This is a genomic window from Pseudoalteromonas sp. SG45-3, assembly GCF_014164075.1.
Classification (GTDB): Bacteria; Pseudomonadota; Gammaproteobacteria; order Enterobacterales; family Alteromonadaceae; genus Pseudoalteromonas; species Pseudoalteromonas distincta.
On the sequence record NZ_JACJEN010000005.1, the window covers coordinates 264,976 to 289,464 of the forward strand.

General features: G+C 38.9%; 19 protein-coding genes. 7 read left to right on the forward strand and 12 right to left on the reverse strand.

The genetic code is table 11. The features are described from left to right. Positions 1-14: 14 nt before the first annotated feature. From H5126_RS08765 to pyrC, 5 genes are all read right to left on the reverse strand, one after another. Positions 15-539 (reverse strand): MotA/TolQ/ExbB proton channel family protein, encoded by a 525-nt coding sequence (locus H5126_RS08765; protein WP_002961709.1) that lies wholly within the window; start codon positions 537-539, stop codon positions 15-17. Beyond that, entirely contained in the window at positions 539-1,903 is a 1,365-nt protein-coding gene (locus H5126_RS08770) for a MotA/TolQ/ExbB proton channel family protein (RefSeq protein ID WP_002961707.1), read from the reverse strand. The genes H5126_RS08765 and H5126_RS08770 overlap by 1 nt, the downstream gene beginning before the upstream one ends. A gap of 6 nt (positions 1,904-1,909) precedes the next feature. Then, positions 1,910-2,680, reverse strand: coding sequence for a DUF3450 domain-containing protein (locus tag H5126_RS08775; protein ID WP_024590812.1), 771 nt, complete (start codon positions 2,678-2,680; stop codon positions 1,910-1,912). Positions 2,681-3,749: 1,069 nt separating this feature from the next. Continuing rightward, positions 3,750-3,953, reverse strand: a complete 204-nt coding sequence (locus H5126_RS08780; protein WP_002961702.1) for a cold-shock protein — start codon at positions 3,951-3,953, stop codon at positions 3,750-3,752. A gap of 438 nt (positions 3,954-4,391) precedes the next feature. Further along, entirely contained in the window at positions 4,392-5,444 is a 1,053-nt protein-coding gene (gene pyrC / locus H5126_RS08785) for a dihydroorotase (protein ID WP_182673530.1), read from the reverse strand. 293 nt (positions 5,445-5,737) lie between these two features. Between pyrC and H5126_RS08790 the strand changes: the two genes are divergently transcribed. The 3 genes from H5126_RS08790 (at position 5,738) to H5126_RS08800 (ending at position 10,224) form a co-directional block, all read left to right on the forward strand. Continuing rightward, positions 5,738-8,107 (forward strand): EAL domain-containing protein, encoded by a 2,370-nt coding sequence (locus H5126_RS08790; protein ID WP_182720086.1) that lies wholly within the window; start codon positions 5,738-5,740, stop codon positions 8,105-8,107. A 410-nt stretch (positions 8,108-8,517) separates the two neighbouring features. After that, positions 8,518-9,405 (forward strand): LysR family transcriptional regulator, encoded by an 888-nt coding sequence (locus H5126_RS08795; RefSeq protein ID WP_002961689.1) that lies wholly within the window; start codon positions 8,518-8,520, stop codon positions 9,403-9,405. A 54-nt stretch (positions 9,406-9,459) separates the two neighbouring features. After that, a complete protein-coding gene (locus H5126_RS08800; protein WP_182720087.1) occupies positions 9,460-10,224 on the forward strand; it encodes a YdcF family protein in 765 nt (254 codons plus the stop codon). Between the two features lie 14 nt (positions 10,225-10,238). Here H5126_RS08800 and H5126_RS08805 read toward each other — a convergent pair whose 3' ends face one another. Further along, positions 10,239-10,991, reverse strand: a complete 753-nt coding sequence (locus H5126_RS08805; protein WP_182720088.1) for a Nif3-like dinuclear metal center hexameric protein — start codon at positions 10,989-10,991, stop codon at positions 10,239-10,241. A gap of 150 nt (positions 10,992-11,141) precedes the next feature. On the opposite strand from H5126_RS08805, the gene H5126_RS08810 reads away from it, so the two are divergent. Next, positions 11,142-11,483: a hypothetical protein gene (locus H5126_RS08810; protein ID WP_002961684.1), complete on the forward strand. Its 342-nt coding sequence runs from the start codon at positions 11,142-11,144 to the stop codon at positions 11,481-11,483. Between the two features lie 139 nt (positions 11,484-11,622). Here the strand turns inward: H5126_RS08810 and H5126_RS08815 are convergent, their stop codons facing one another. The 5 genes from H5126_RS08815 to H5126_RS08835 all read right to left on the reverse strand — a co-directional run bounded on the left by H5126_RS08815 (position 11,623) and on the right by H5126_RS08835 (position 19,858). Further along, positions 11,623-14,802, reverse strand: coding sequence for an amidohydrolase family protein (locus H5126_RS08815; RefSeq protein ID WP_182720089.1), 3,180 nt, complete (start codon positions 14,800-14,802; stop codon positions 11,623-11,625). Positions 14,803-14,907: 105 nt separating this feature from the next. Beyond that, on the reverse strand, positions 14,908-15,732 hold the full coding sequence (locus H5126_RS08820) for a M90 family metallopeptidase (protein WP_002961680.1): 825 nt from the start codon (positions 15,730-15,732) through the stop codon (positions 14,908-14,910). Between the two features lie 353 nt (positions 15,733-16,085). Then, on the reverse strand, positions 16,086-16,724 hold the full coding sequence (locus H5126_RS08825) for a CatA-like O-acetyltransferase (protein ID WP_182720093.1): 639 nt from the start codon (positions 16,722-16,724) through the stop codon (positions 16,086-16,088). A 136-nt stretch (positions 16,725-16,860) separates the two neighbouring features. After that, positions 16,861-17,901: a Glu/Leu/Phe/Val dehydrogenase gene (locus H5126_RS08830; protein ID WP_024595520.1), complete on the reverse strand. Its 1,041-nt coding sequence runs from the start codon at positions 17,899-17,901 to the stop codon at positions 16,861-16,863. A gap of 430 nt (positions 17,902-18,331) precedes the next feature. Continuing rightward, positions 18,332-19,858 carry a fumarate hydratase gene (locus H5126_RS08835; RefSeq protein WP_165742758.1) on the reverse strand — a complete coding sequence of 509 codons (1,527 nt, stop codon included), beginning with the start codon at positions 19,856-19,858 and terminating at the stop codon, positions 18,332-18,334. 155 nt (positions 19,859-20,013) lie between these two features. Between H5126_RS08835 and pabB the strand changes: the two genes are divergently transcribed. The 3 genes from pabB (at position 20,014) to H5126_RS08850 (ending at position 23,432) form a co-directional block, all read left to right on the forward strand. Next, positions 20,014-21,372 carry an aminodeoxychorismate synthase component I gene (gene pabB, locus H5126_RS08840; RefSeq protein ID WP_182711550.1) on the forward strand — a complete coding sequence of 453 codons (1,359 nt, stop codon included), beginning with the start codon at positions 20,014-20,016 and terminating at the stop codon, positions 21,370-21,372. A 6-nt stretch (positions 21,373-21,378) separates the two neighbouring features. Then, a complete protein-coding gene (locus H5126_RS08845) occupies positions 21,379-21,954 on the forward strand; it encodes a CoA pyrophosphatase (RefSeq protein ID WP_182720090.1) in 576 nt (191 codons plus the stop codon). A gap of 101 nt (positions 21,955-22,055) precedes the next feature. Beyond that, positions 22,056-23,432 (forward strand): L-serine ammonia-lyase, encoded by a 1,377-nt coding sequence (locus H5126_RS08850; protein WP_182720091.1) that lies wholly within the window; start codon positions 22,056-22,058, stop codon positions 23,430-23,432. A 76-nt stretch (positions 23,433-23,508) separates the two neighbouring features. Here H5126_RS08850 and cysB read toward each other — a convergent pair whose 3' ends face one another. Beyond that, positions 23,509-24,486 (reverse strand): HTH-type transcriptional regulator CysB, encoded by a 978-nt coding sequence (gene cysB, locus H5126_RS08855; RefSeq protein WP_002961670.1) that lies wholly within the window; start codon positions 24,484-24,486, stop codon positions 23,509-23,511. Between the last annotated feature and the right edge of the window lie 3 nt (positions 24,487-24,489).

Sequence of the window (24,489 nt, forward strand, 5' to 3'; positions counted from 1 at the left end):
ATTTAATTCTCTCTCTAGTGATGAGGCATACTATCAATAAGTTTGGCTTTCACCATTTTAGCTTTTGTCTCAAGACGTGAGCTAAAAAATACTCCAGATAGTGCCGCAACCATTCCAGCCATTGTTGGGATTGTTGCCATTGAAATACCTGATGCCATTAAACGTGCGTTACCCGTACCCTGGTTGGCCATGGTTTCAAAAACCGAGATCATACCAGTAACAGTACCAAGTAAACCTATTAAAGGACAAACAGCTACTAATGTCTTAATCAACAACATACGCTGATCTAATTTTTCAGACGCTTCAGAAATCCATGCTTCACGGATTCTGTGTGCGTACCAAGACGTAGTGTCTTGGCGGGCATCCCACTTTGCTACAATTTCTTTCGCTGTGCGAGGAAATTCTGCAAGTAGGAACCAATAGCGCTCAATCATTAAAACCCACATAAGAAAGAGTGCTATCGCGACCACGTATAAAACCTGGCCGCCTGTGCCAACAAAATCCCTGATAGATTCCCATATCTCCATCAGGACTAGCATTAGGCTTTCTCCTTCTCCGCGTGAGTAGCAACGATACCCGCGCTTTGCTCATCAAGGATGTGTAATACCGACTTACTACGACCAGCTACAAGAGCATGAAGTAGAATTAGTGGTAATGCAGCAATTAGACCTAGCGCTGTAGTTACAAGTGCTAGAGAGATGTTACCTGCCATGATCTTCGGATCACCCGTACCGAACAATGTGATTGTTTGGAACGTTAAGATCATACCGATTACTGTACCTAGTAGACCTAGTAACGGTGCGATTGCAGCAAGAATCTTAATTATATTGATACCAGCTTCAATGCGTGGCGTTTCACGTAGAATCGCTTCATCAAGTTTAAGCTCAAGGTTTTCAACATCTTGGTTCTTGTTGTCATGGTACACTTTAAGAATACGACCCAGTGGGTTATTTGTATTCGGTGTAGCAACATTTTTAAGCTGGCTCTTAATCTTACTAGTAGTAAGTGTAAGGTCAACAAAGCGGATTAGAGTAATTAGCATACCTAGGCCAAGTAAAGCCGTGATGATATAACCAACTACACCACCTTGATGGAAGTATTCCATAAGGGTCGCTTTTTGAGTGTTGATACGTAAGATAGCACCACGAGTCGGATCTATGTAAACACCAGCGTAGTTATCTGGTGATGTATTTTCTAGAGCCGTGATACCGTCTAAGATATAACCGTCTGGTTGCTTACCTAGAGGCTGGATAGACTTAGTCTCTGGTGAATAAATTAAGTAACCATCGTCTGTAACTAAGTTAAAGTTACCGATACGTGTTACTTTTTTCATTGACGGGTTACCGTCAAGACCAGCAACTTCAGTTTCAAAAGTTGAAACTTTAGCTGATTCTGTCATTTCAGTTTGAAGTGAAATCCAAAGTTCTTCAAGTTCGCGAACTGTAGGAAGTTCTTTAGCAGCTGCTAACGAACGTAAGATTTCAGCGCGACCTGGTTTTTCAGCACTAACTAGTGACGCTTCGATAGAACCGATAGCATCTTGAGCTGCACGACGTACAACACCAAACATCTCACCTAAAGTACCTTGGGCACTTTGAAGAGCTGCTTCTTTTTCAGCTAGCGTATTTTCGTTTTGTGCATATTGCTTAGCTAAGCTTTCACCACGAGACTTCTCAGAAGCAAGTTGGCTTTTAGCTTTGTTAAGTAATGCTTGCTTGTCAGCACGTTCTGATAAGAACTCTTGCTCACGTTGCTTATTGATTTTACCTTCAGAGATACGCTCTTGCTTTACTTGCTCAAGAATTTTATCTAGAGCTCCAGTATTTGCATGTGCATTAAGCGCGGTACCTGCAGAAACAGTTAGTACTGCTGCAACAGCAAAACCTTTAAATAGTTTCTTCATTATTGATTACTCCGCGCCAAAGATAGGTAGTTTAACAAGTTCTAATGTCGCTTGCTTACGCGCCATACGAATAACTTCTTTAACAGGTTTTAGGTATTCTTCGCCTAATTCTTTCCACTGTTTAGTGTTGTTATCCCACACCCAAGCATGTTTCAAGTCAAAAGACTGAGCAACGTAAGTGATACGACCTAACTGACCGATATCAACGTTAATGCTTTTACCATCAACTTCTAGAGTACCTTGTGAAGCAGATACAAGAGAGCTGTATGCTGTTTCAATAGTGTAAGCTTCAAGTACTTGACGGAATTTTTCAGACGTCGTTACAGACGCAGAAACCATGATCTCACGTAGTCTTTCAACACGTCCTAAACGCGTTTCAAGATTAAATGGAACGTCCGCTTTGATGAATTGCTCAAGCGTATCGATCATGCGATACATCAAAGGCACAACGTTTTGTTTAGTGTTATCAATAGTCGCGATTTGACGATCAAACGATTCAATTGAAGCGTTTTGGCTATCAACCAAGCGCGACACGTGATCGTTATACACTTTCATAAGTTCAGTCTCATCAACAACGCTACGGTACTCAGCGATTAGCTCCTGAGTTTGACCATATACATTGTCAATTTTAGTTTGAGACTTAACCGCAGCCTTTTGAATTTGTTGACCTGCTTTTTGCACGTCATTCAAAGGATCTGCAATCACATTGCTGCTTGCAAATGCAAATGCGCCAACCAACGCAGTTGCTACAAGACTCTTTCTGATTTTAACAGACATAGTTCCCAACCAATTAAGTAATGTTACTTTTATAATTTAATTATCCTCCGAGGAGAACAACCCTGATATCTTTTAATAGATATCAACCTTCCAATAATGCTAAATGCAATTAGCGCTGTCAACTTGATGTTTACTAATCTCAGTAAATAAATAGCTAAGTTAATGCTTAAACGAAAGTACCAGCCCACAACAGTTAACATTATTGCAACGAAGCTTTTTCTTAATATTTCTATTAAAGCCTTTTAAGGGGTGTATTTATTCGCATTGCACTGACATAAAACAACATTATTGCAACATTTAGCTAAAGCTGAATTCGCACTGAAAAAAAACTAAAAAAAATATAAATTGATATAACAAAAGTTATTTTTTACACGATTTTATCGTGTTTTATCGCCTCAGTTACACTTCATCTGAAAAAACAAACCATTTGTCGCACAAAAAAACAACACTGGATAATATTTAATATCGGATACTTACGCTTTATATACGTTACTTTTAAAACTATTTTAAAACGTGTTTTTCCATAAATAGTAATAATAAACTCAACAATGCATTTCTTTTAGCAGCATAAAAGCTTTTGATAATTAAACAGGTTGTATTTACCGCTTTAAAGTATTCTTTAATACTATTTTAACGTTAAGGTTAATTCAGTAATTAAGTTAATCATGAAGAGTTACCCTACTTTATTAGTAATACACTATAAATGAAGCTTTACGTTCACATAATAAAGTAATAGAAGCACCTAGAAGCCCTTATCAATGAGTAGCCTTCGTCACACAGAGTAAGCTTGAAACAGAATTTGCATGGATTGATATTGAGCATCGATTTTATTTAAGCTGGTATCAGGCCCATTGAATAAATTCTTATGAATGGTTTTTAAAAGTATTAGAGGATTGTTTTGTCCGTTAGATTATTAGTTGTTTAGCTTTGCAAAGATAGAATGTTTGAGTAGTTTTTTAAGTTTAAAAAAAGGAGAATTTGAGGTGTGAAATAAATAGATTTAAGGAAGGGGAATTATGGTGAAACAGAAACCTGCTTCACCAAGATGAACTAGAGTTCACATAATAAATTATGCTGCTTCTACGTTCTCAGCTTCAGGGCCTTTTTGACCTTGTTTGATGCTGAATGTCACTGCTTGACCTTCGCTAAGAGTGCGAAAACCAGAACCAGTGATTGCGCTGAAATGTACAAACACGTCAGGACCATTTTCTTGTTCAATGAAACCAAAGCCTTTAGCTTCGTTGAAAAACTTTACTTTACCAGTAACCGACATACTAAATTTTCCTGTAAGTCAATAATTAAAATTCAGCCATATTATTATGGCAATATCCTCCCTGAGTCAATGCTCAAAAATATGGAGGTACAGTACAGGAACAAGTAATAACCTAACCGGTAACCTTAAACGCAGCACAATATCCGTAAATTCAATACATAAAAACTCAAAGCAAGGTAAGATTAACACATTATATTTTTTTTCGCTCTATTAATTAGGAATTATTTCTTAAAAATATAAATTTGTTTTAAATCGCCTTTAACTGACTAATTTACAAGCAAAAAACTATAAGTATTATTGTAATATTTATTGCTGTAAGCGAGATCAAAAGCCACCTACAACCACCCTGTCGTCGAATTACGCTTCAATAATATCAAAAGCACAAACAAAAAAGCCGCATTAAAAATTAAGCGGCTTTAGATTTAAATATATTATTGGTTATTCGACAGACCAATCCATTGTATTTTCAGCCTTTATAGGCACAACTTCAGAGTCGCCCAATGTATAACTTGCAGGTACTTTCCACGGTTTTCTTTGTAATGTAATTGTATCTGTATTACGCGGCAATTCGTAAAAATCAGGGCCAAAGTGGCTTGCAAACCCTTCAAGCATGTCCAAAGCTCCTGCATCCTCAAATGCTTCAGCATATAATTCAATAGCGGCATGAGCCGTGTATGCACCAGCACACCCACAAGCTGCTTCTTTTTTATCTTTATAATGTGGTGCAGAGTCAGTTCCTAAGAAGAATTTTTTATTTCCACTTATTGCTGCAGCCATTAATGCTTGCTGGTGAATGTTACGCTTGAGAATTGGCAAACAGTAATAATGTGGGCGAATTCCACCCGCTAACATATGATTGCGGTTATAAAGCAAGTGATGCGCTGTAATTGTTGCCGCTACATTGCTAGGTGCATTAACTACAAACTCTACTGCATCTTTAGTCGTAATATGCTCGAGTACAATTTTAAGCTCAGGAAAGTCATTTACTACATCTCCTAAAATTGTATCCAGAAATACTTTTTCACGGTCAAAAATATCAATCGACGAATCTGTCACTTCCCCATGCACTAACAGCAACATGCCTACTTCTTGCATTGCCTTTAAAGCTGGATAAATATTTTTTACTGATGTAACACCCGAGTCAGAATTAGTGGTAGCGCCAGCAGGGTAAAGCTTAGCTGCTACTATTTTACCTGTCGCTTTAGCTTTTATTATTTCATCTGGTGTAGTTTTATCCGTGAGATACAAAACCATTAATGGCTCAAAGTTGCCTTGTGGATTTGCAGACATAATGCGTTCTCTGTACGACAATGCCGTATCTGTGCACGTTGCTGGCGGAACAAGGTTTGGCATAACAATAGCGCGGCCCATGTACCTGCTAATATCCCGTACAGTGTCTTTTAACTGGTCACCATCACGTAAATGTACATGCCAGTCATCAGGGCGAGTGATAGTAAGGGTTGTTACAGAGTTTGTATTATTACTTGTCATTACTTTGTTCCACGGCTGAATTTATCCGATCATAGGCATATGATGTTTTCGAGTAAAGATTTTATTAAAAATAAAGTTTTTATATGGATAAAATTACTGAGGTACTATTTAAAAGCACAATGAGCAAATTCAATGCTATTAGCTTATTGTAATGATTTATGATTAATTAAAACTCGCTATATTAAAACTTTACAGAGTATTGAAACCACTCATCGCTTTAATTTGTACAAAAACCCAAGATTAGGTTAACTTAACTGTGAATTTAAAAATAACAAGAATAATATAAATTGCCTATGTCTTATAAAACTGATGCGACTAGAGCGCTTGAGATAAAAACTGATCAACTAAGTATCATTAATCAATTTTCATCTAGTCTATTGCAACTCGATACATTAGAAGAATTGTTTGAGTATGTTACAACACACGTTGTAAATCGCTTAGGGTTTGTTGATTGTGTCATATATCTAGCTGACAATAATGCAAATACATTAAACCAAGTTGCATCAATGGGTATTGCACACGCGCGGGACAAATATCAAGCGGAACGTAAAATAATACGTTTTAGTGAAGGTATAACGGGCGCAGTTGCAACGACCGGAAAAGCGGTAATTATTAACGATGTAACGAAAGACAGCCGTTATATCGCTGATGAACGCCCTGCTCAATCAGAACTATGTGTTCCCCTTATATATAAAGAACAAGTTTTAGGTGTTATTGATTGTGAGCACCCAATCAAAGGTTATTTTACCAATGCACACCTTGAAATTCTTACAACAGTTGCTCACTTACTCAGTGCCAAGATTAACCAGGTTAATACAGTAAACAACTTACAAAAAACAGTTGAGCAACTCAACAATGCACAAAAATTAGAAAACAGCTTATTACAAATAGCTAACCTAACTTACAAAGCGAATGACCTAGATACATTTTTTAAAGCCTTGCATTCAATCATAAATAACTTACTTCGAGCCGATAACTTTTTTATCGCTCTATACGACAAAAAAGTAGATATACTTGACCTCGTTTATATAGTCGAAGAAGGTATAAACACTAAAACCCATCAAAAAATATCTAAAGAACAACTTAAAGACACCGCTTCATATTACCTTCTAAAAACAGAGCAAACCCTATTACTCAACAAAAATGCCTTTCAAAGTCACATTAATAACGGTGATTTTAAAATGGTAGGTCGGCAATCTGAGTCTTGGTTAGGTGTTCCATTTCAAACAAGTGATCGTATAAGCGGGGTTATCGTTGTACAAAGCTACGATAAAACACTGCATTACAACGAACACGATAGTACTCTTCTAACGTATGTAAGTCGCCAAATAAGTATGGCAATTGATAGGCAATTAGCCCGCCAAGAACTTGAGCACAAAGCATTACATGACGAGCTTACAGGCCTTGCTAACCGCTCACTACTTATTGAACGTATAAAACATGCTATTTTACGTTTAACGCGTGCTAAAAAGAGTACTAGCCATGCCCTGTTGTATCTAGACTTTGACCGTTTTAAAAGTATTAATGATTCGCTCGGGCATGAAGTTGGGGACCACTTCCTTATAAAAATATGCGACTTGATTAAAGGTACAGTACGAAGCACGGATACATTTGCACGTTTAGGCGGCGATGAATTTGCAATTTTTATGGAAAACATCACGCATAAAAACCAAGTTAATGAAGCTTTAAACCGCATTAAAAACGCATTATCAAAACCTTTAAATATAGATAACCACTTACTCCAAGCATCAACGAGTATTGGGGTTGCCTATACAGATAACGTAAACGACAAAGCTTATATATTACTGCAACAAGCCGATGCCGCTATGTATGAAGCTAAGTCAACCGGACGTGGTCAGGTAAAGTTTTTTAATAACACGATGCGTAAAAAACTTAAAACCCATGCCGATATAGAAAACGACTTACAACACGGTATTGAACACAACGAGTTTGAACTTTATTTTCAACCAATTTTCACAATTACTACCAGTGAAGTTATCGGCTTTGAAGCACTTGTTCGTTGGCATCACCCTACAAAAGGGTTTGTACCCCCTAATGACTTTATACCGATAGCTGAAACTACAGGGCAAATTATAAATCTTGATTTACATTTACTTGATTTGGCGGCCCAGCATATTTCAAATTGGCACCAACAAGGCCATCGCTTTTTAAAAGTCACCGTTAATGTATCGTCACGACACTTTGCAAGCCTCGATTTTGTAGCGCAAATACATTCCATTTATAATAAGTACCAATTACCTCTTGGTTCTTTATGCTTAGAAATTACCGAATCTGGCTTAATAGAAAATCTAGAACTCGCCACTCAAATAATTGAAGGTCTTTCACCTTTAAAAGTAAAATTATGTCTTGATGATTTTGGAACAGGTTATTCAGCACTAGGCTACTTGCACCAACTGCCTATTCATATTTTAAAAATAGATAAAAGCTTTATTGACCATCTACAGGATTCTACTAACCCACTTGTTGAAGCCATTTTATCACTTGCGCAATCATTAAAACTTGAAGTTGTAGCTGAAGGAATAGAAACAGTTGAGCAATTAACTATTTTGCAATCCACCGCGTGCGACTATGGTCAAGGCTTTTTAAAATCAAAACCTGTTACTGCCAAAGAAGCCATATTACTAATTAATAAACCCTTATAAAAAGAGCCAGCGAGTAGGTCGCTGGCTTAGGTATTACGCATATACTCTCCCATTGGGCTAAACTTAAGCTATAAGGCAAAACGACTCTATTTTTTAAAGCACAATCTAAAGTAAGCATTCAACAAACCTCACCTCATACCGTTATCAGCATGGTTAAAACTCACGCTGAGCTAAAACGCACAGCAATCGTTATATTTAAAATACAACATGAAGCAAACTCATCTAAAACTCATCAAACCAGTTTTCAAATGACTTTTATCATTACTAACTCTAATATTTTCACGATTCATAGCAATAAACTGCAATAAAACGCATAACTTTAGCCATCTAGACGTTGAAACGTTTTTTATATAGGCGTAGTATGTAATTAATCTGAGCTGAACTCACTTTTCCCATGAGAATTTTTAAAGATGATTGGTATTAAACATTTAAAAACCATAGCAACCCTAAAAGAAACAGGATCTTTGGTTAATACAGCACGAGAGTTATTTTTGACACAGTCTGCTTTATCTCATCAAATCAAAGATTTAGAGAATAAATTGGATTGCCAATTATTTGAGCGTAAAACTCAACCAGTCCGCTTTACCCCTCAGGGAATGCTATTACTTGAATTAGCTCACGAAATATTGCCAAAAATGGAAGCGACTAAATGTCGTTTAAAAGAAAGCTTAAACCAGCCTATTTCTCAACTACGTTTGAGCGTGGAATGCCATGCATGTTTTCATTGGTTATTACCTACTATTAAAGAATTTAATAACTTTTGGCCTGATATAAAAATTGATTATGAACGTGGCTTTAGTTACGACGCTATTCCTGACTTACTAAGCGATGAGCTCGATTTAGTTTTAACGTCTGACATACGCGAACCCGACACATTAGAATACGCGCACTTATTTGATTTTAAATTGAAGCTTATTGTGGCACCGGATCATGAACTTGCTAAAAAAGCGTATGTAACAGCGCTTGATTTAAAAAACGAAACTATTATTTCATACCCTATCCCGCGAGAACGCCAAGATATATTTAAGCATTTCATTCAAAATGCACGTTTTGACGGTACATTAAAAACGGTTGACCAAGGATTACTTATTTTTCAACTAGTAAGTGCCGGCATGGGCGTTGCCGCTTTACCTGATTGGCTAGTTACACCTTATGAAAGCCAAGGCTTAATTAAATCAATTCCTCTGGGCGCTCTTGGCCTTACTCGTCCTATGTATTTAGCGATGAAAAAAGACATGAAAGATAACCCTGTTTATCGTCACTTTTTAAATACATGTAAGCTAAATAACGGTCGATAATCATCAATATAATAAGTAATATCGCTGTAATTAACTCTACAGCGTTTAACTCTTATGTTTGTTATTAAAAAAATGATTGGTGGTTTACTTATGCCACTGCCTCTATTTGGTTTATTTGCGTGCCTGATGCTCCTACTGGCATTTAAAGGCCGCAAATCAGCTCTCTTCTTGTCTACTTTAAGCTTAATTGTATTACTTGCATTGAGCACACCCTTTATCGCCAATTTAATTATCCAAAATAATGAACCAGCGTCGCTTGCATTTAATACTCTAAAGCATCCAAAAATAGACAAAATAGTTGTACTAGGTTGCGATATAAACCCAAATTCGGCTTTAAGTTCAAATAATCAATTAGGTAATTGTGCGCTAACGCGCTTAGTCGAAGGTGTAAAACTGGCGAAACACTACCCTAATGCAGAGCTTATCGTTTCAGGCGGGGGTTATAAAAATACCACTAATAGCGGGCTTATGTATCAAACGGCAATTAGTTTAGGCGTTAATAATAGCCGTATTTTCCAAAATCCAAAAGCAATGGATACAGGTGAAGAAGCTAAATTACTGGCATCAAAATTAGTCGACTTTAAAGTTGCACTAGTAACATCTGTACTGCACATGCCCCGTGCCAAAGACTTATTTAATGCTCAAGGTATTGAAGTAGTTACCGCAGCCACAGATTATCATAATTTTGCTGCACTTCCATGGAGCAAGCAGTTTATTCCCAATGCTCATGCTTTACTTGTGGTTACGCAATACAGTCACGAAGTAGTAGGAAATATATGGATAAGTTTGCGCCGCTGGATAGATCCAGAGGCGCTGTAACTTATATAGCCTAATTAAACTGGGTTATCTATGTCTATAAATGTCACATCAAAACCATGCTCTTGAGCAAGTAACTCACCTAGTGCTTTTACACCATAGCGCTCTGTTGCATGATGCCCAGCTGCAAAAAAATCAATGTTTTGCTCACGAGAACTATGAATTGTCTGCTCCGATGCTTCACCCGTTAAATAAGCATCAATGCCTTGCTCTGCTGCTAAGTCAATATATCCTTGCCCACCACCAGTACACAGTGCAATGGTTTCTATTTTAGCTGAGCGTACTAAGCTTGTGAGCGGGGTTCGATTAAGCACTTTTGCAATTTTATCTGCAAAATCTTCACCACTTAATGGTGTTTTTAAACGCCCTTTCATTGCTACGCTATTTGAAGTTGGCTCTAACCCTGCTTCAATTTCAATATCTAATAACTTTGCAAGTTGTGCGTTATTGCCAACTGCTGGATGAATATCGAGTGGTAAGTGATAGCCGAATAAATTAATATCGTTTGCTAGTAGTGCGCCTATGCGACGCTTTTTCATACCCGTTATTGGTTGAGATTCCCCTTTCCAAAAAAAACCATGATGAACCAAAATAGCATCTGCTTGTTGCTCAATGGCAGCTTCTATTAAAGCTTGACTTGCGGTTACACCCGTCACAATTTTTTTAATTTCGTTTGTACCTTCGACCTGTAAACCATTTGGGCAAAAATCTTTTATTAAATGAGGTTTCAAAATGTCATTTAGGAGTTGGTTAAATTCTCTACGTTGCATACAACTTACCTTACTTAGCACTGAATTTTGTGCAAATTTTGGCGTTTATAGGCCTAAAATGGAAGGAAAATCGCAAAAAATTGAAAAACTGTTTTAAAATAGGTATAAATACCTCTTCTTTATCTGTGTTCACAACGTATAGGGTCTCTGATGAGCAAACTAGACAAAACAGAAGTGTTATCTGCCTTTGAAGCAGCGTACGAAACTGCCAATGGTAAAAAACCTGAAATCACAACCAAACCTGGTTGGTACAGCATTGATGGCGGTAAAAATTTACGCCTAGCTGACGTAGCAGAGCTTACTAAAAAATTAAACTCTGGTAAAACAACTAAAACGAAAAAACCAAAAGCAGCTGCTCCTGTTAAAGCACAGAAAAAAGCGCCATTCACTGTTGTTACCGAAAATGAAGAAGGTTACACAGCGGAAGAACTTTGGATTGTAATTTTAGCTCGTAAAGATCATGACTGTCGCTTACCGCGCGGTGTTGTTTAATCAACATTTATGATTTTTAAAAGAAACCGCGTTAAGCGGTTTTTTTATATCCATTATTTGCCAAAAATATAAAGCTTTATAAGTTGTGTAAGGCTAAAAAAAGCGGCTATGTAGCCGCTTTAACAAAGTTTAAAATAAATTACAGTTCTTCAAAATAAAGTGGTTCGCGTTCTTTTTTACCCACTTCATTCATTGTCTCTGCATTGAATAGTCGACCATTGATCATGGTGTAATCTACTTTATCCGAATCTCGAATATTTTTAAGCGGATCGCCATCTATAACCATTAAATCAGCCAGTTTGCCCACTTCAAGCGAGCCTACGTTTTTATCAAGTCCTAAATACTTAGCCGGATCGAGTGTTGATGCACGTATTGCCTCAAGCGGTGCCATTCCGCCTTGTGCAAACATCCACATCTCCCAGTGTGCACCTAAGCCTTCACGCTGACCGTGCGCACCTAAGTTAACTAATACACCTAGGTCTTGCAGCTCAGCAGCAACGCGTGCGTTATTAAAGTGATTATAGTGATGATCGGGCGCTTTAATGCGGCGCATAGAGCGTGGTAATAATTGATTTTTTGGCACAAATTTACTTAAACGCGGGTGATTCCACACATCAGTTTTATCGTACCAGTAGTTCTCACCCCAAATGCCACCATAAGCCACTACAAGTGTTGGTGTGTAACCAACATCACTTTGCGACCATAACTGCTTTATATCGTCGTATATGTTCTCTACAGGGATTGAATGCTCAATACCTGTGTGTCCATCTACAATCATACTTAAGTTATGTTGTAATAATGAGCCACCTTCAGGGACAACCATCATTTTAAGTTCACGGCCTGCTTCAATAACTTGTTGGCGCTGCTCTCGGCGTGGCTGGTTATACGATTTAACACTAAACGCCCCTACTTTTTTAAGGCGCTCTAAATGAAATTTAGCATCGTCTAACGAGTCAATATGCGACGTATAACCTGGCATATTTGCGCCATATAAAATAGTACCCGTTGAGAAAATACGCGGGCCAACAATCATGCCTGCCTTTTGCATTTCGCTTGCGGTAAATATTTCAGAGGTATCGTTTGATGGATCGTGAATTGTAGTTACACCCAGCGCTAAACCTGCAAAGTTTTTCCAGTTTTGCTCAGGTATAATTTCACCGCTTGCTTGCGAGCCATGTGCATGAGCATCAACAATACCAGGCATAATTGTTTTGCCTGTTACATCAATAACCTCAGCACCTTTAGGGATGCTTATCTCGCTGGCTGTACCAATTGCTTTGATATGCTTGCCATCGGTGATAATAACACCATTTTCAATAACCTTTTCGCCGTCCATAGTAATAATTTTTGCACCAGTGAGCGCAATCATGCCTTTAGGCTCTGCCATTTTTTTACTGAAACCGATATTATCGCCACTTTTCACCTTAAAGTCGGCATCTTCGGCTTTGTTAATGGCAAACATCCCCTCAAGGCTTGCATGATAAAGCTCAGGCCCTAATGTCCAATAAAGCGTGTTGCTCTTAGCACTCCAGCTAATGTTTTCACCAGCACGTACCGATAACTGCTCTATTGGAAATTGACTGTCTTTAGGCCCAATATTAATTGTTTTACCACTTTGAACAAACGGCGTTACAAATACTTTAAATCGCTCAGCAAAAGCGAGGTATTGCCCATCTGGTGATACTCTAAATTCTGTCGCATGTTCTGACTCGTACAGTTTGCGAACTTTTTTACTTTCAAGCTCAACTACGCTAAGCGTTGGTTTTGGCCAAGGACTCATTATAAAAACGCGATCGTTTGCATCTCCAAATTGTGGTTGATAACCACTTTTTGAAATAAGCTCACTTTTACCGCCTTTTTCGCTTACGCTATAAACCCCCGGATTAAGTGACCACTTAGGGTTTAGAATACTGCCGCCAGTGGCTTTTCGATAAACAACCGTTTTACCATCTGGGCTAAACGTTGGCTCTACGTACTTGCCAGGCTCTTTAGTAACTGTATCACCACGACCACTGCGCGCAGACACAACTCTCACTGACCCTTGTTTGTTATCATCCCATGTGGTGTAAACTATTTTTTTACCATCGCGAGAGTACTGTGGAAATAATTCGTAATGATCTGTTTGCTTTGTTAAACGCTTAATTTTACCCGACTCTAAATCACGTTTATAAATATGTCCAAGCGCTTCAAAAATTGCCGTTTCGCCATCTGGGCTTACTTGCACATTACGCAGCATTTTTACATCAAACTCATCAGTATCTAAGTTTTGTGTAAAGCGCACCGCTTTTTGAATTTTTTTACTTGTTTGCACTTTAAAAGGAATGGTTTTAACAGATTTCTCTGCAACATCTAGCTTGTGAATTGTGCCACCAGCCCAAAACACCAGTTCTTCGTTATCTGGTGTCCATGCAATGGTTGGGTATACACCATGAATAGCCCATGTTTCTTGCATATCTCGCTCAAGCTTATCGTAAAGCTTAGTGTGCTCACCGCTGGTTAAGTCATATAAATAAAGACTAGTTTGAAAATCATCACGCTTTATATAAGCCAGTTTTTTTCCATCAGGTGACGGTGTAGGCCTAATAGCACCGCCCATCGTATCGATTATGGTTTCAATTTCACCCGTTTCACGGTCGTAGCGCTTAATTTTATAAATGCCCGCTACAGAATCCTTTGAATAATGAAAGGTTTTACCGGGTGTTGCATCATGCGAAAAGTATACATAACGACCATCAGGTGAAAACATTGGCTCACCTAAATCTTTTTGATCGTTCTCGCGTTTTGTAAGCTGTACGCCCTTGCCACCCGCTTTGTGATACAACCACACTTCACCTGCTCCCAATGAGCGGCTAGCTGTAAAGTGTTTACGCGCAACTAAGTAGTCGCCATCAGGACTCCATGCAGGGCTATTTAGTAATCTAAAGGTTTCATCGGTAACAGCGTGTTGGTTTTCGCCATTTAAGTCCATTATCCAAATGTTATCGCCACCACCTTGATCGGAGGTAAACGCAATACTTTTGCCGCTAGGACTAAAACGAGGTTGCATTTGCCATGCAATATCAGAGGTGAGCTTTGTAGCTGTACCACCACTCATTGGCATAGTGTAAATATCGCCAAGTAAGTCAAACACCACGGTTTTACCATCAGGGCTAACATCTATATTCATCCATGTGCCTTGCTCAACGCTAATTGCAGCGTCAACAAATTGTCCTTTAGGTGAATCTACTTGCCATTTTTGTTCGTCTTTTTCGGCGGCATTTACCTGCCCTATCGCTAATGACACCGACAATGCTAATACTGTATGAAGCATTTTTTTCATGCGTTTCTCGCTTGTTATTGTTGCAGTAAAAACTATTTCACATGATTGCAACAAAAACAAACGCAACTTGCCAGCGTTATATGATAAAGCGCGGTTTATGTAGGTTTAATGCCAAACAATAGGGTCAAATTGATAGTAATTAACTAACATACTGTAAATTTCAGGATCGTATCGGCGAAGCTCTGCGGGTTTTTCGAGAAAAGTTTCGGTGAGTACAGCAAAAAACTCAGCTTCATTAGTTGCGCCATAGCTGTGAATAACGTGTGGCATGCTATAAGCAACATGGCTTTTTAACTGGGTGAAAGCACGGCTAAATACTCGGCCCCACTCTTTGTAATCTGCTGAGCTTTTTAAAATGGGCGTACCCGTTGTTTTACCTGTTTCCTGATCAAGTTGATGCGCAAACTCATGAAATACCAGGTTATGTCCATCGCTTGGTAAACGATTACCCTCAAGCACGTCATGCCAACTGAGTACAAGTGTGCCGCCAGGCCATGACTCGCCTAGTCTTACCGTATTGTGGTAACTCACAAGTCCTGCACTATCGCGAGTTGATTGCGGAGCATAATAAGCACTTGGGTATAATAAAATTTCTTTTACATTTCTATATAACGGCCACGGTTTATTAAGCACTAATACACACGCATCGGCGGCTACAATTAACTTCATTGCAGACGTTAGCCTTAAGCCATCACAACCGACAAAGCGTTTTTCGTTTAAAAACCACGTAATATGTCGCTCTAACTTTTCTCTGTCAGCGTCGGTCATTTTTTTATAGATGGGCATGCAACGCAGTAAAATATCTTTTTGCTGTGAATTTAAAGCAAAGTCTTTATATTTACTGCGCCATAATCGGTTTTGAATTGATGGCCAACGCCAGAAAATCACCACAAAAAGAATTAAAACAACAATTAACAGTCCATTTATCATGGGGATTTCCTGAGCTAAGGTATGGTATATAAATATGTCCAGCACATGTGCTTTTCAAGCATATAAGGTTATGTATTTGAATATAAAGTAATTCACATCGCATTGCTTATAGATTACTTAACCTGAACTTTGGTTAAGAGATTTACTAATGTATTGGATCATGGTGATATTTAAATTTATTTTCTCTAGCCAGAGATTTTTAGTGAAAACAAGGCGAATTTACGCGTCAATAGCGGGCCTATTGCAAGTAAATTCAACGCAGTTAGCGCTAAAAATAGCTGCTTGAGATAGATTTATTATCCAGAGTTCAGGTTAATTACTGCTTGCACTGCCGTTAAATGACGTGTTTAAAGTTAACCTTTGCAAAAGGAGTCAAATGTACCCTGCAATGTGTTTATAAATTTCGCTACGTGCAAACCATCCATTAATGAGTGGTGTACATCGATAGCTAAAGGTATTGTACCTGTGTGTTTATCAAACTGACCAAATACAAATTTAGGAATGCCTAAACTCTCCCCTTCACTAAATGCATGCGAAAACGCACTAAAATTCAGCCACGGCAAAACAGATATATGAATTAAGTCGGCCTGCCCTTCTGTTTGAGCAAATGCATCAGAAAATAACGGCTGTAATTTCGCTTTTTTGCTTACGTCACTTGCATGATATGCAAACTCTTTAAAATCGCTTGCGCTGTTAAAATAACTAAAAACAAACGTATCGTTTTCAGACAACTCAACCACACTTGCGCGAACACTGTTAAGTAACCAAGGCCTACTATCTATTATACGTAGCATTATTGAATCGTACTCATGGCACGCTTTTAAGGTGCAATATACATATGCTTGAAAAAAAGAAAATTGATTGGTTTTGCAATAGTCGTAAAGTGCTTGAGCATCTAAACGCACACACACATTAAAATAAGGCTGAGAAAAGTGTTTAAATAATTCAAAGTGTTGCTTTCTAGGCCAATTATCTAAATCGATAGGCTGCATGAGAGAAGTTGAGGGAGTCATAATTTGCCGCACAAAATTAAAAATAAAGTGTACCGCTGTTCAGTAACAATTGCATTAACTTACAGATAAACAAAAGGTGTGCAATTGCACACCCTTATATAAATTAGAACTTAAATTACAGACCGTTTTTAATGATCTCTTGCGCTAATTCGTCAGCAATTAAATGCGTTGATTTTTGCTCTTTTTCGCTGCGGGCAAAGATTTCAGTTAACGTATTAAAAATACCTTCAACATGTTTATTAGACGCTGCTGCACTGTAACCATCTGGCGCTGTTTCGTAATAAACATTAATAATACCACCGGCGTTAATTACGTAATCTGGTGCATATAAAATGCCTTTTTCACGAATAACTTCACCGTGGCGAGATTCTGCCAGCTGATTGTTAGCACAGCCTGCAATAATAGTCGCTTTTAAACGCGGTATCGTTAAATCGTTAACGGTTGCACCTAATGCACAAGGTGCATAAACATCAACATCTAAGTCGTAAATGTTATCAATGCCAACCGCAGTTGCACCAAAATCACTTACTACACGGTCAATGGCAGCTTGGTTAATATCAGTTACAAACAACTCAGCGCCCGCATCATGTAAATGTTTACATAAACCATAAGCAACAGCACCTAAACCTTGAACAGCCACTTTCACACCTGCAAAATTTTGATGACCGCGTTGATGCTGTAGCGCTGCTTTAATTCCTAAAAACGTACCGTATGCTGTAAATGGCGATGGGTTACCGCTTTTACCTTCAAGACCCAGTACGTAATTAGTTTCTTTATTCATGATAGCTACATCAGCACATGTGATGTTTACATCTTCTGCTGAGTAATAGCTGCCATTTAATCGCTCTAACTGGCGGCCAAATGCACGGAATAATTGCTCAGATTTAATTTCTTTCGCGTTACCTATAATTACAGATTTACCACCACCAAAGGGTAAGCGCGCAACTGCATTTTTATAAGTCATGCCCTTTGATAAACGTAGCACGTCATAAACAGCATCTTCGTCGTTCGCATAATCCCACATTCTACATCCGCCAACTGCAGGACCTAGGTTGGTATTATGTACAGCAATAATTGCTTTTAAACCCGACTCTTCATCAGAACAAAAAACCACTTGTTCATGGTTATCAAATTCAACTCGATTAAACACAGCCACTTAAAATACTCCGAAATAGTTAACCCGTGAGAGGGTATGCGCGCTGGAAATTGCCGAGACTTTATCACTTCATATACGTGTTCGCTATACTCACAGATGATAAAACCAATGAAAACATTAAGCTTAAATTAAATAACCTAATTAAAACTTTTATATAGATAAAAAATTTACAAAACCGTCATTTTTAAGTTTTAAATACTATAAATATAAGAACCACACCGACTTACGTTTACGTGAACGTAATACAATTGTTGCATGTAAAGTTTAATATACAAGTGCTACCTGGCCGCTACGTACCGCTGCCTATAGGTTTTCAGTAAAAAGTGAGCTTTTTCGCAAACTGGTCAGAGCTGTAAACTTACTAATAACCCTATTTAAAAAAACAAAAAAGCGAGCACTAGGCTCGCTTTTTAAAAACACAAAACGTACGTTATTTTAGCTTGCTATCAAGCTCTTCAATTTTAGCTTTCCAGATAGCAGGGCCTTGTGTATGCGCATTGGCGCCTTCACTGTCTACTGCAACAGTCACTGGCATATCTTCTACTTCAAATTCGTAAATAGCTTCCATACCTAAATCTTCAAAAGCTACAACACGCGCTTTTTTAATCGCTTTAGATACTAAGTAAGCTGCGCCGCCTACAGCCATCAAATAAACTGATTTATGCTCTTTAATAGACTCAACAGTCGCAGGGCCACGTTCAGCTTTACCAATCATGCCTACAATGCCTGTTTTTTCTAGCATCATATCGGTAAATTTATCCATGCGAGTGGCTGTTGTAGGGCCAGCAGGACCTACTGCTTCATCGCGTACCGCATCCACAGGGCCTACGTAATAAATAAATTTATTATCAAAGTCTACGCCCTCAGGTAAACCTTCACCTGAGTTGATCATATCTTGCAAACGTTTATGCGCTGCATCACGACCTGTTAAAATAGTGCCCGAAAGTAAAACGGTTTCACCCATTTTCCATTCTTGAACATCTTTTTTAGTCAGTGTATTTAAGTCAACGCGACGTGTGCCTTCGCCCACTTCAAATGTTACTTGTGGCCAATCTTCTAGCTTAGGTGCTTTTAAATTAGCAGGGCCAGAACCGTCAAGTGTAAAATGTACATGGCGAGTTGCCGCACAATTTGGGATCATTACTACAGGTTTTGAAGCTGCATGCGTTGGTGCTGTTTTAATTTTAACATCAACAACCGTTGTTAAACCGCCTAAGCCTTGTGCGCCAATACCTAATTTATTAGCACGATCAAAAATTTCTAAACGCAGTTTTTCTTCAGTTGTCTCTGCGCCGCGTTCTATTAACTCGTGAATATCAACCGGATCCATTAACGACTCTTTAGCCATTACTGCTGCTTTTTCAGCCGTACCACCAATACCTATACCTAGCATGCCTGGCGGACACCAACCAGCACCCATTGTTGGTAGTGTTTTTTCTACCCATGCAGCAACATCATCTGACGGGTTTAACATAACCATTTTACTTTTGTTTTCAGAGCCGCCGCCTTTAGCCGCAACCATTACTTCTACTTTTCCACCCGCTACTAAATCAATATGCACAACCGAAGGCGTATTATCTTTAGTATTTTTACGCGTACCAGCAGGGTCTGCAACAATAGATGCACGTAAAGGGTTATCTGGATTCAAATATGCACGACGAGTACCTTCATCAACCATTTGTTGAACGGTTAAATCTGTTTTATCCCACTTAACATCCATACCTACTTTAACAAAACAGGTAATAATACCGGTGTCTTGGCAAAGTGGACGCTTGCCTTCAGCCGACATGCGTGAGTTAATTAAAATTTGTGCAATGGCGTCTTTAGCCGCTTTACTTTGTTCTTTGTTGTACGCTTTTTCGAGAGCTTGAACAAAATCAAGTGGGTGATAGAACGAAATATATTGCAATGCATCTTCAATGCTATCAATAAAGTCTTGCTGACAAATTGTACTCATAGTGGTTCCTTAAGTTACCGTTACGCGTTGTCGCGTAATCTAAATCAAACCGGTGACGGTGGTTTGCACTGTTTTTTGCAGCTTAGTGCTGCCAAAAAATTTGACTTATGATACCCTCCCAGCCCGTTTCGAGCCAGTTCTTAAAGGGGCAGTAAATGCTAAACAATAAAAAAAATTGTATTAAATTAGGCATAACACAAAACTGCATTGACGTTTTTGCGCATTTTTCACATTTGCCTTATGCAATTCTATTAGATTCTGCAAATAGTAATCATATAAACAGCCGTTTTGATATTGTTGCTATTGAGCCGCAAAGTACCCTTGAAGTAAAAAATAATAAAAGCTTTTTAAATAATATAGAAAGTAGTGATAACTGCTTTGAAATTATGAATAATGAGCTTTCGCATCTTGCTAAAACAAAAGCCGATTACGATTTACCCTTTAACGGCGGCTGGCTTGGCTACTTTGGCTACGACTTAGGGCGTACAATTGAAAACATCCCCACTCGTGCTATTGAAGATATTAATCTTCCCCAAATGGCTATTGGTCTTTACTTAGATGCCCTTCTTTACGACAAGCAGCAACAAAGCTGGTTTTATGTATCGCAGCCAAACACCGATCGATTAGCGCTTTATGAGCAATACTTAAATACACACGCTAACTCCCAAGTTAATACGCAGTCCTTTGCCCTAAACAGCGACTGGCAATCAAATATGAGCGAAACGGAATACGCTGCAAAGTTTGCCCAAATTGAGGAGTATCTAAAAAGTGGCGATTGTTACCAAATTAATTTAGCGCAGCGCTTTAACGCTCAGTTTGAAGGCTCCCCTTGGGCGGCTTATATTAAACTGCGTGAGGCAAATAAAGCGCCATTTTCGAGCTTTATAAATCACCCTCAAGGGGCAATTTTATCAATTTCCCCTGAGCGCTTTATATCTGTAAATAATAACGTTGTAGAAACCAAACCTATTAAAGGCACTCTGCCGCGAAAAGCGGATGCGCTGGAGGATCAACGCCAAGCCCAAATACTCGCAGCATCAGCTAAAGATCGCGCTGAAAACGTAATGATTGTTGATTTACTGCGTAACGACTTAGGCAAAGTGGCAAAACCTGGCAGCGTCCACGTCCCTTCCCTTTTTGCTATTGAAAGCTTTCCGGCAGTGCATCATTTAGTAAGCACGGTAACCTCAGAACTTGATGAAGGCAAAACAGCGGTCGATCAGTTAAAAGCGGCTTTTCCGGGTGGCTCAATCACCGGTGCGCCCAAAATTAGAGCGATGGAAATAATTGAAGAACTAGAACCACATCGCCGCAGCATTTATTGTGGTTCAATTGGTTATTTAAGTGCATGTGGAAATATGGATACGAGTATCACTATTCGTACCTTGGTGTGCCACAAAGCGCAAATTTACTGCTGGGCAGGCGGCGGAATAGTAGCTGATTCTAAAGTCGAATTGGAATATCAAGAAACTTACGATAAAGTAAATAAAATCCTCCCTTTATTAAAACAGTAGATCGCTTTGAATAGTGAACACATTATGGCGCGGTTTCTGTTAAGCCCTACAGCTGCGCCAAACCAGTTAAAAGACACGCGTAAAAAACGTGCTAGCGCTGTTATGCTGCCAATTATTGATATAGATAATCATGCACATATCTTACTGTGTAAACGCCCTACTTATTTACACCATCACCCTGGGGAGATTTGTTTGCCAGGGGGTAAGTTTGAAGTAAGCGACATTACCCTTCGCACCACAGCCCTTCGCGAACTAAAAGAAGAGCTAAATATTGCCCAAAACAACGTTAATGTAATAGGTCACTTACCTGAGTATTCAACATTAACGGGTTTTAGTATTAGCCCCTATGTGGGTTTACTTAATAAAGGCACCACCTGGGAAAATGACTATAATGAAGTACAAGCGAGCTTTTTACTCTCGGTCACTGAGTTAAATAACGAAGCTAATTGGCAACCCTTACCTTTTCAACGATTTGGGAAAGCGGTTATTTTGCAAGGTTTTAAAACCCCACATGGTTTACTTTGGGGTGCGACTGCAAGCATTATAAAAAACTTTACAAAACAACTCGCCTTACCAGTTTAAATCTTCGTTATTAGTAGTTACACAATCACAATTCCACGTTATCATGCTCGACCGTTCAAAGAGCAGCTTCGTGCTGATAAAACAAAGTAGAGACACACATTATGATCAGTGCATTTGATATGTTTAGCATTGGTATTGGCCCTTCGTCATCACACACCGTTGGCCCAATGCGCGCATCACGCTTATTTGTTAATGACCTACAAGAACAACAATTATTAGCAAATGTTACCGATATTAAAGTAGAGCTTTATGGCTCTTTGGGACAAACAGGTGTTGGCCATGGATCGGGTAAAGCCGTAATTCTTGGTTTAGCCGGTTATGACCCTGAAACTATAGATGCCGATTTAGTCGACGACATTTTAGCGACCATCGAAAAAGATCAGGTTATTTATCTAAACAAAACACACAAAGCTAAGTTTCCAAAACAAGGCGCTATTGTTTTTCATCGTCGCAAAACGCTGCCTAAGCACTCTAATGCAATGGAAATTATCGCCTCAAACAACGGCGAAAAAGTTTACAGCAAAGTATATTACTCTATTGGCGGTGGCTTTATTGTTACTGATGAAGAGTTTGAAAACGAAAAACAGGCGGCCCTCGATATTAGAGAAGAAAACCCAGCTCCTTTTCCTTTCAGTAGCGCAAAAGAGCTACTAGAGATGTGTAAAGAGTCAGGGCTTAGTGTTTCAAGCTTGATGATGAAGAACGAAAAAACACTGCGCACTGAAGATGAAATAAAAGACACGCTGTTTCATATCTGGAAAGTAATGATGGCCTGTATTGAGCGTGGTATGCGTACCGAAGGTATTTTACCTGGCGGCTTAAAAGTAAAGCGCCGTGCGCCAAGCCTATACTTAAAACTAAATATAGAGGTCAGTAACGACCCACTTCGTGCAATGGACTGGGTTGATTTATTTGCCCTTGCCGTAAACGAAGAAAATGCGGCAGGTGGCCGTGTAGTTACCGCACCAACTAATGGTGCTGCGGGTATTTTACCGGCTGTGCTTATGTACTATCACACATTTGTGAAAGAAGTAGACCGCGATATAGCCACACGTTATTTATTAACGGCTGCTGCTATTGGTATTTTATATAAAAAGAATGCCTCTATATCGGGTGCTGAAGTAGGTTGCCAAGGTGAAGTGGGCGTTGCATGCTCAATGGCTGCAGGCGCATTAACAGAAATTGTTGGTGGCAATGTTGTGCAAGTAGAAAACGCAGCAGAAATTGGTATGGAACATAATTTAGGCCTCACGTGCGACCCTGTTGGAGGCTTAGTACAAGTACCGTGTATTGAACGTAATGCAATGGGCGCGATTAAAGCAATTAATGCCTCACGTTTAGCTATTCGTGGCAGTGGCGAGCAAAAGGTATCACTTGATAAAGTGATTAAAACCATGCTTGAAACCGGCAACGACATGAAAACCAAATACAAAGAAACCGCTCGCGGTGGATTAGCAGTTAATATTATCGAATGTTAATCAGCTCGCTATAAAGAGAAAAAGCTGTCTATTTTAAAATAGACAGCTTTTTTATTGTTCGTTCAATGCAATCACCTTATTTAACGGGTAACTCTATATCTGCAAATAACTTATCTACGTCATCTTGGTTACGTAACAAGCTTGCTCGCTCTACGCGCTCTTTAGTTAAGTGCGGTGCAAAACGTTCAATAAAATCATACATGTAAGTACGTAAAAAGCTGCCCTTTCTAAAACCAATTTTGGTCGTGCTTGCTTCAAATAAGTGGCTTGCATCAATACACACTAAATCGGTATCGCTCACTTGATCTATCGCCATTGAAGCGACAACACCAACTCCTAAACCCAGTCGTACGTATGTTTTTATAACATCAGCATCGGTTGCAGTAAATACAATGTGTGGCTCAAGTCCGTGTGCGCTAAATGCTTTATCTAACTCTGAGCGGCCCGTAAAACCAAATACATATGTAATGAGTGGATATTGGGCAATGTCAGCAACAGTTAAACTATTTGCCTTTTTAGCGAGCGGATGGTCTTTAGCAACAACAATACTGCGATTCCAATGATAACAAGGCAACATAACTAAATCTGAATACAAATGCAGTGCTTCTGTTGCAATAGCAAAGTCGGCATCACCGCGTGCTGCAGCATCCGATATTTGCTGTGGAGTACCTTGGTGCATATGAAGCGATACCGCAGGGTATTTTTTCATAAACCCTTGAATAACGTTAGGCAAAGCATAACGGGCTTGGGTATGTGTTGTGGCAATATTTAACTTACCTTGATCAGGTAACGTATGCTCATTAGCAACGGCTTTAATACCTTCTACTTTGGAGAGTATTTCACGAGAAATATTAATTATATCTTCGCCAGCACCGGTTACATGCGTTAAATGTTTACCACTGCGACCAAAAATTTGTACACCCAACTCATCTTCTAACATGCGTACTTGTTTAGAAATTCCTGGCTGCGAGGTAAATAAACTCTCAGCAGTCGCTGAAACATTTAATTTATGATTTTGTACTTCTACGATGTATCTGAGTTGTTGTAATTTCATGGC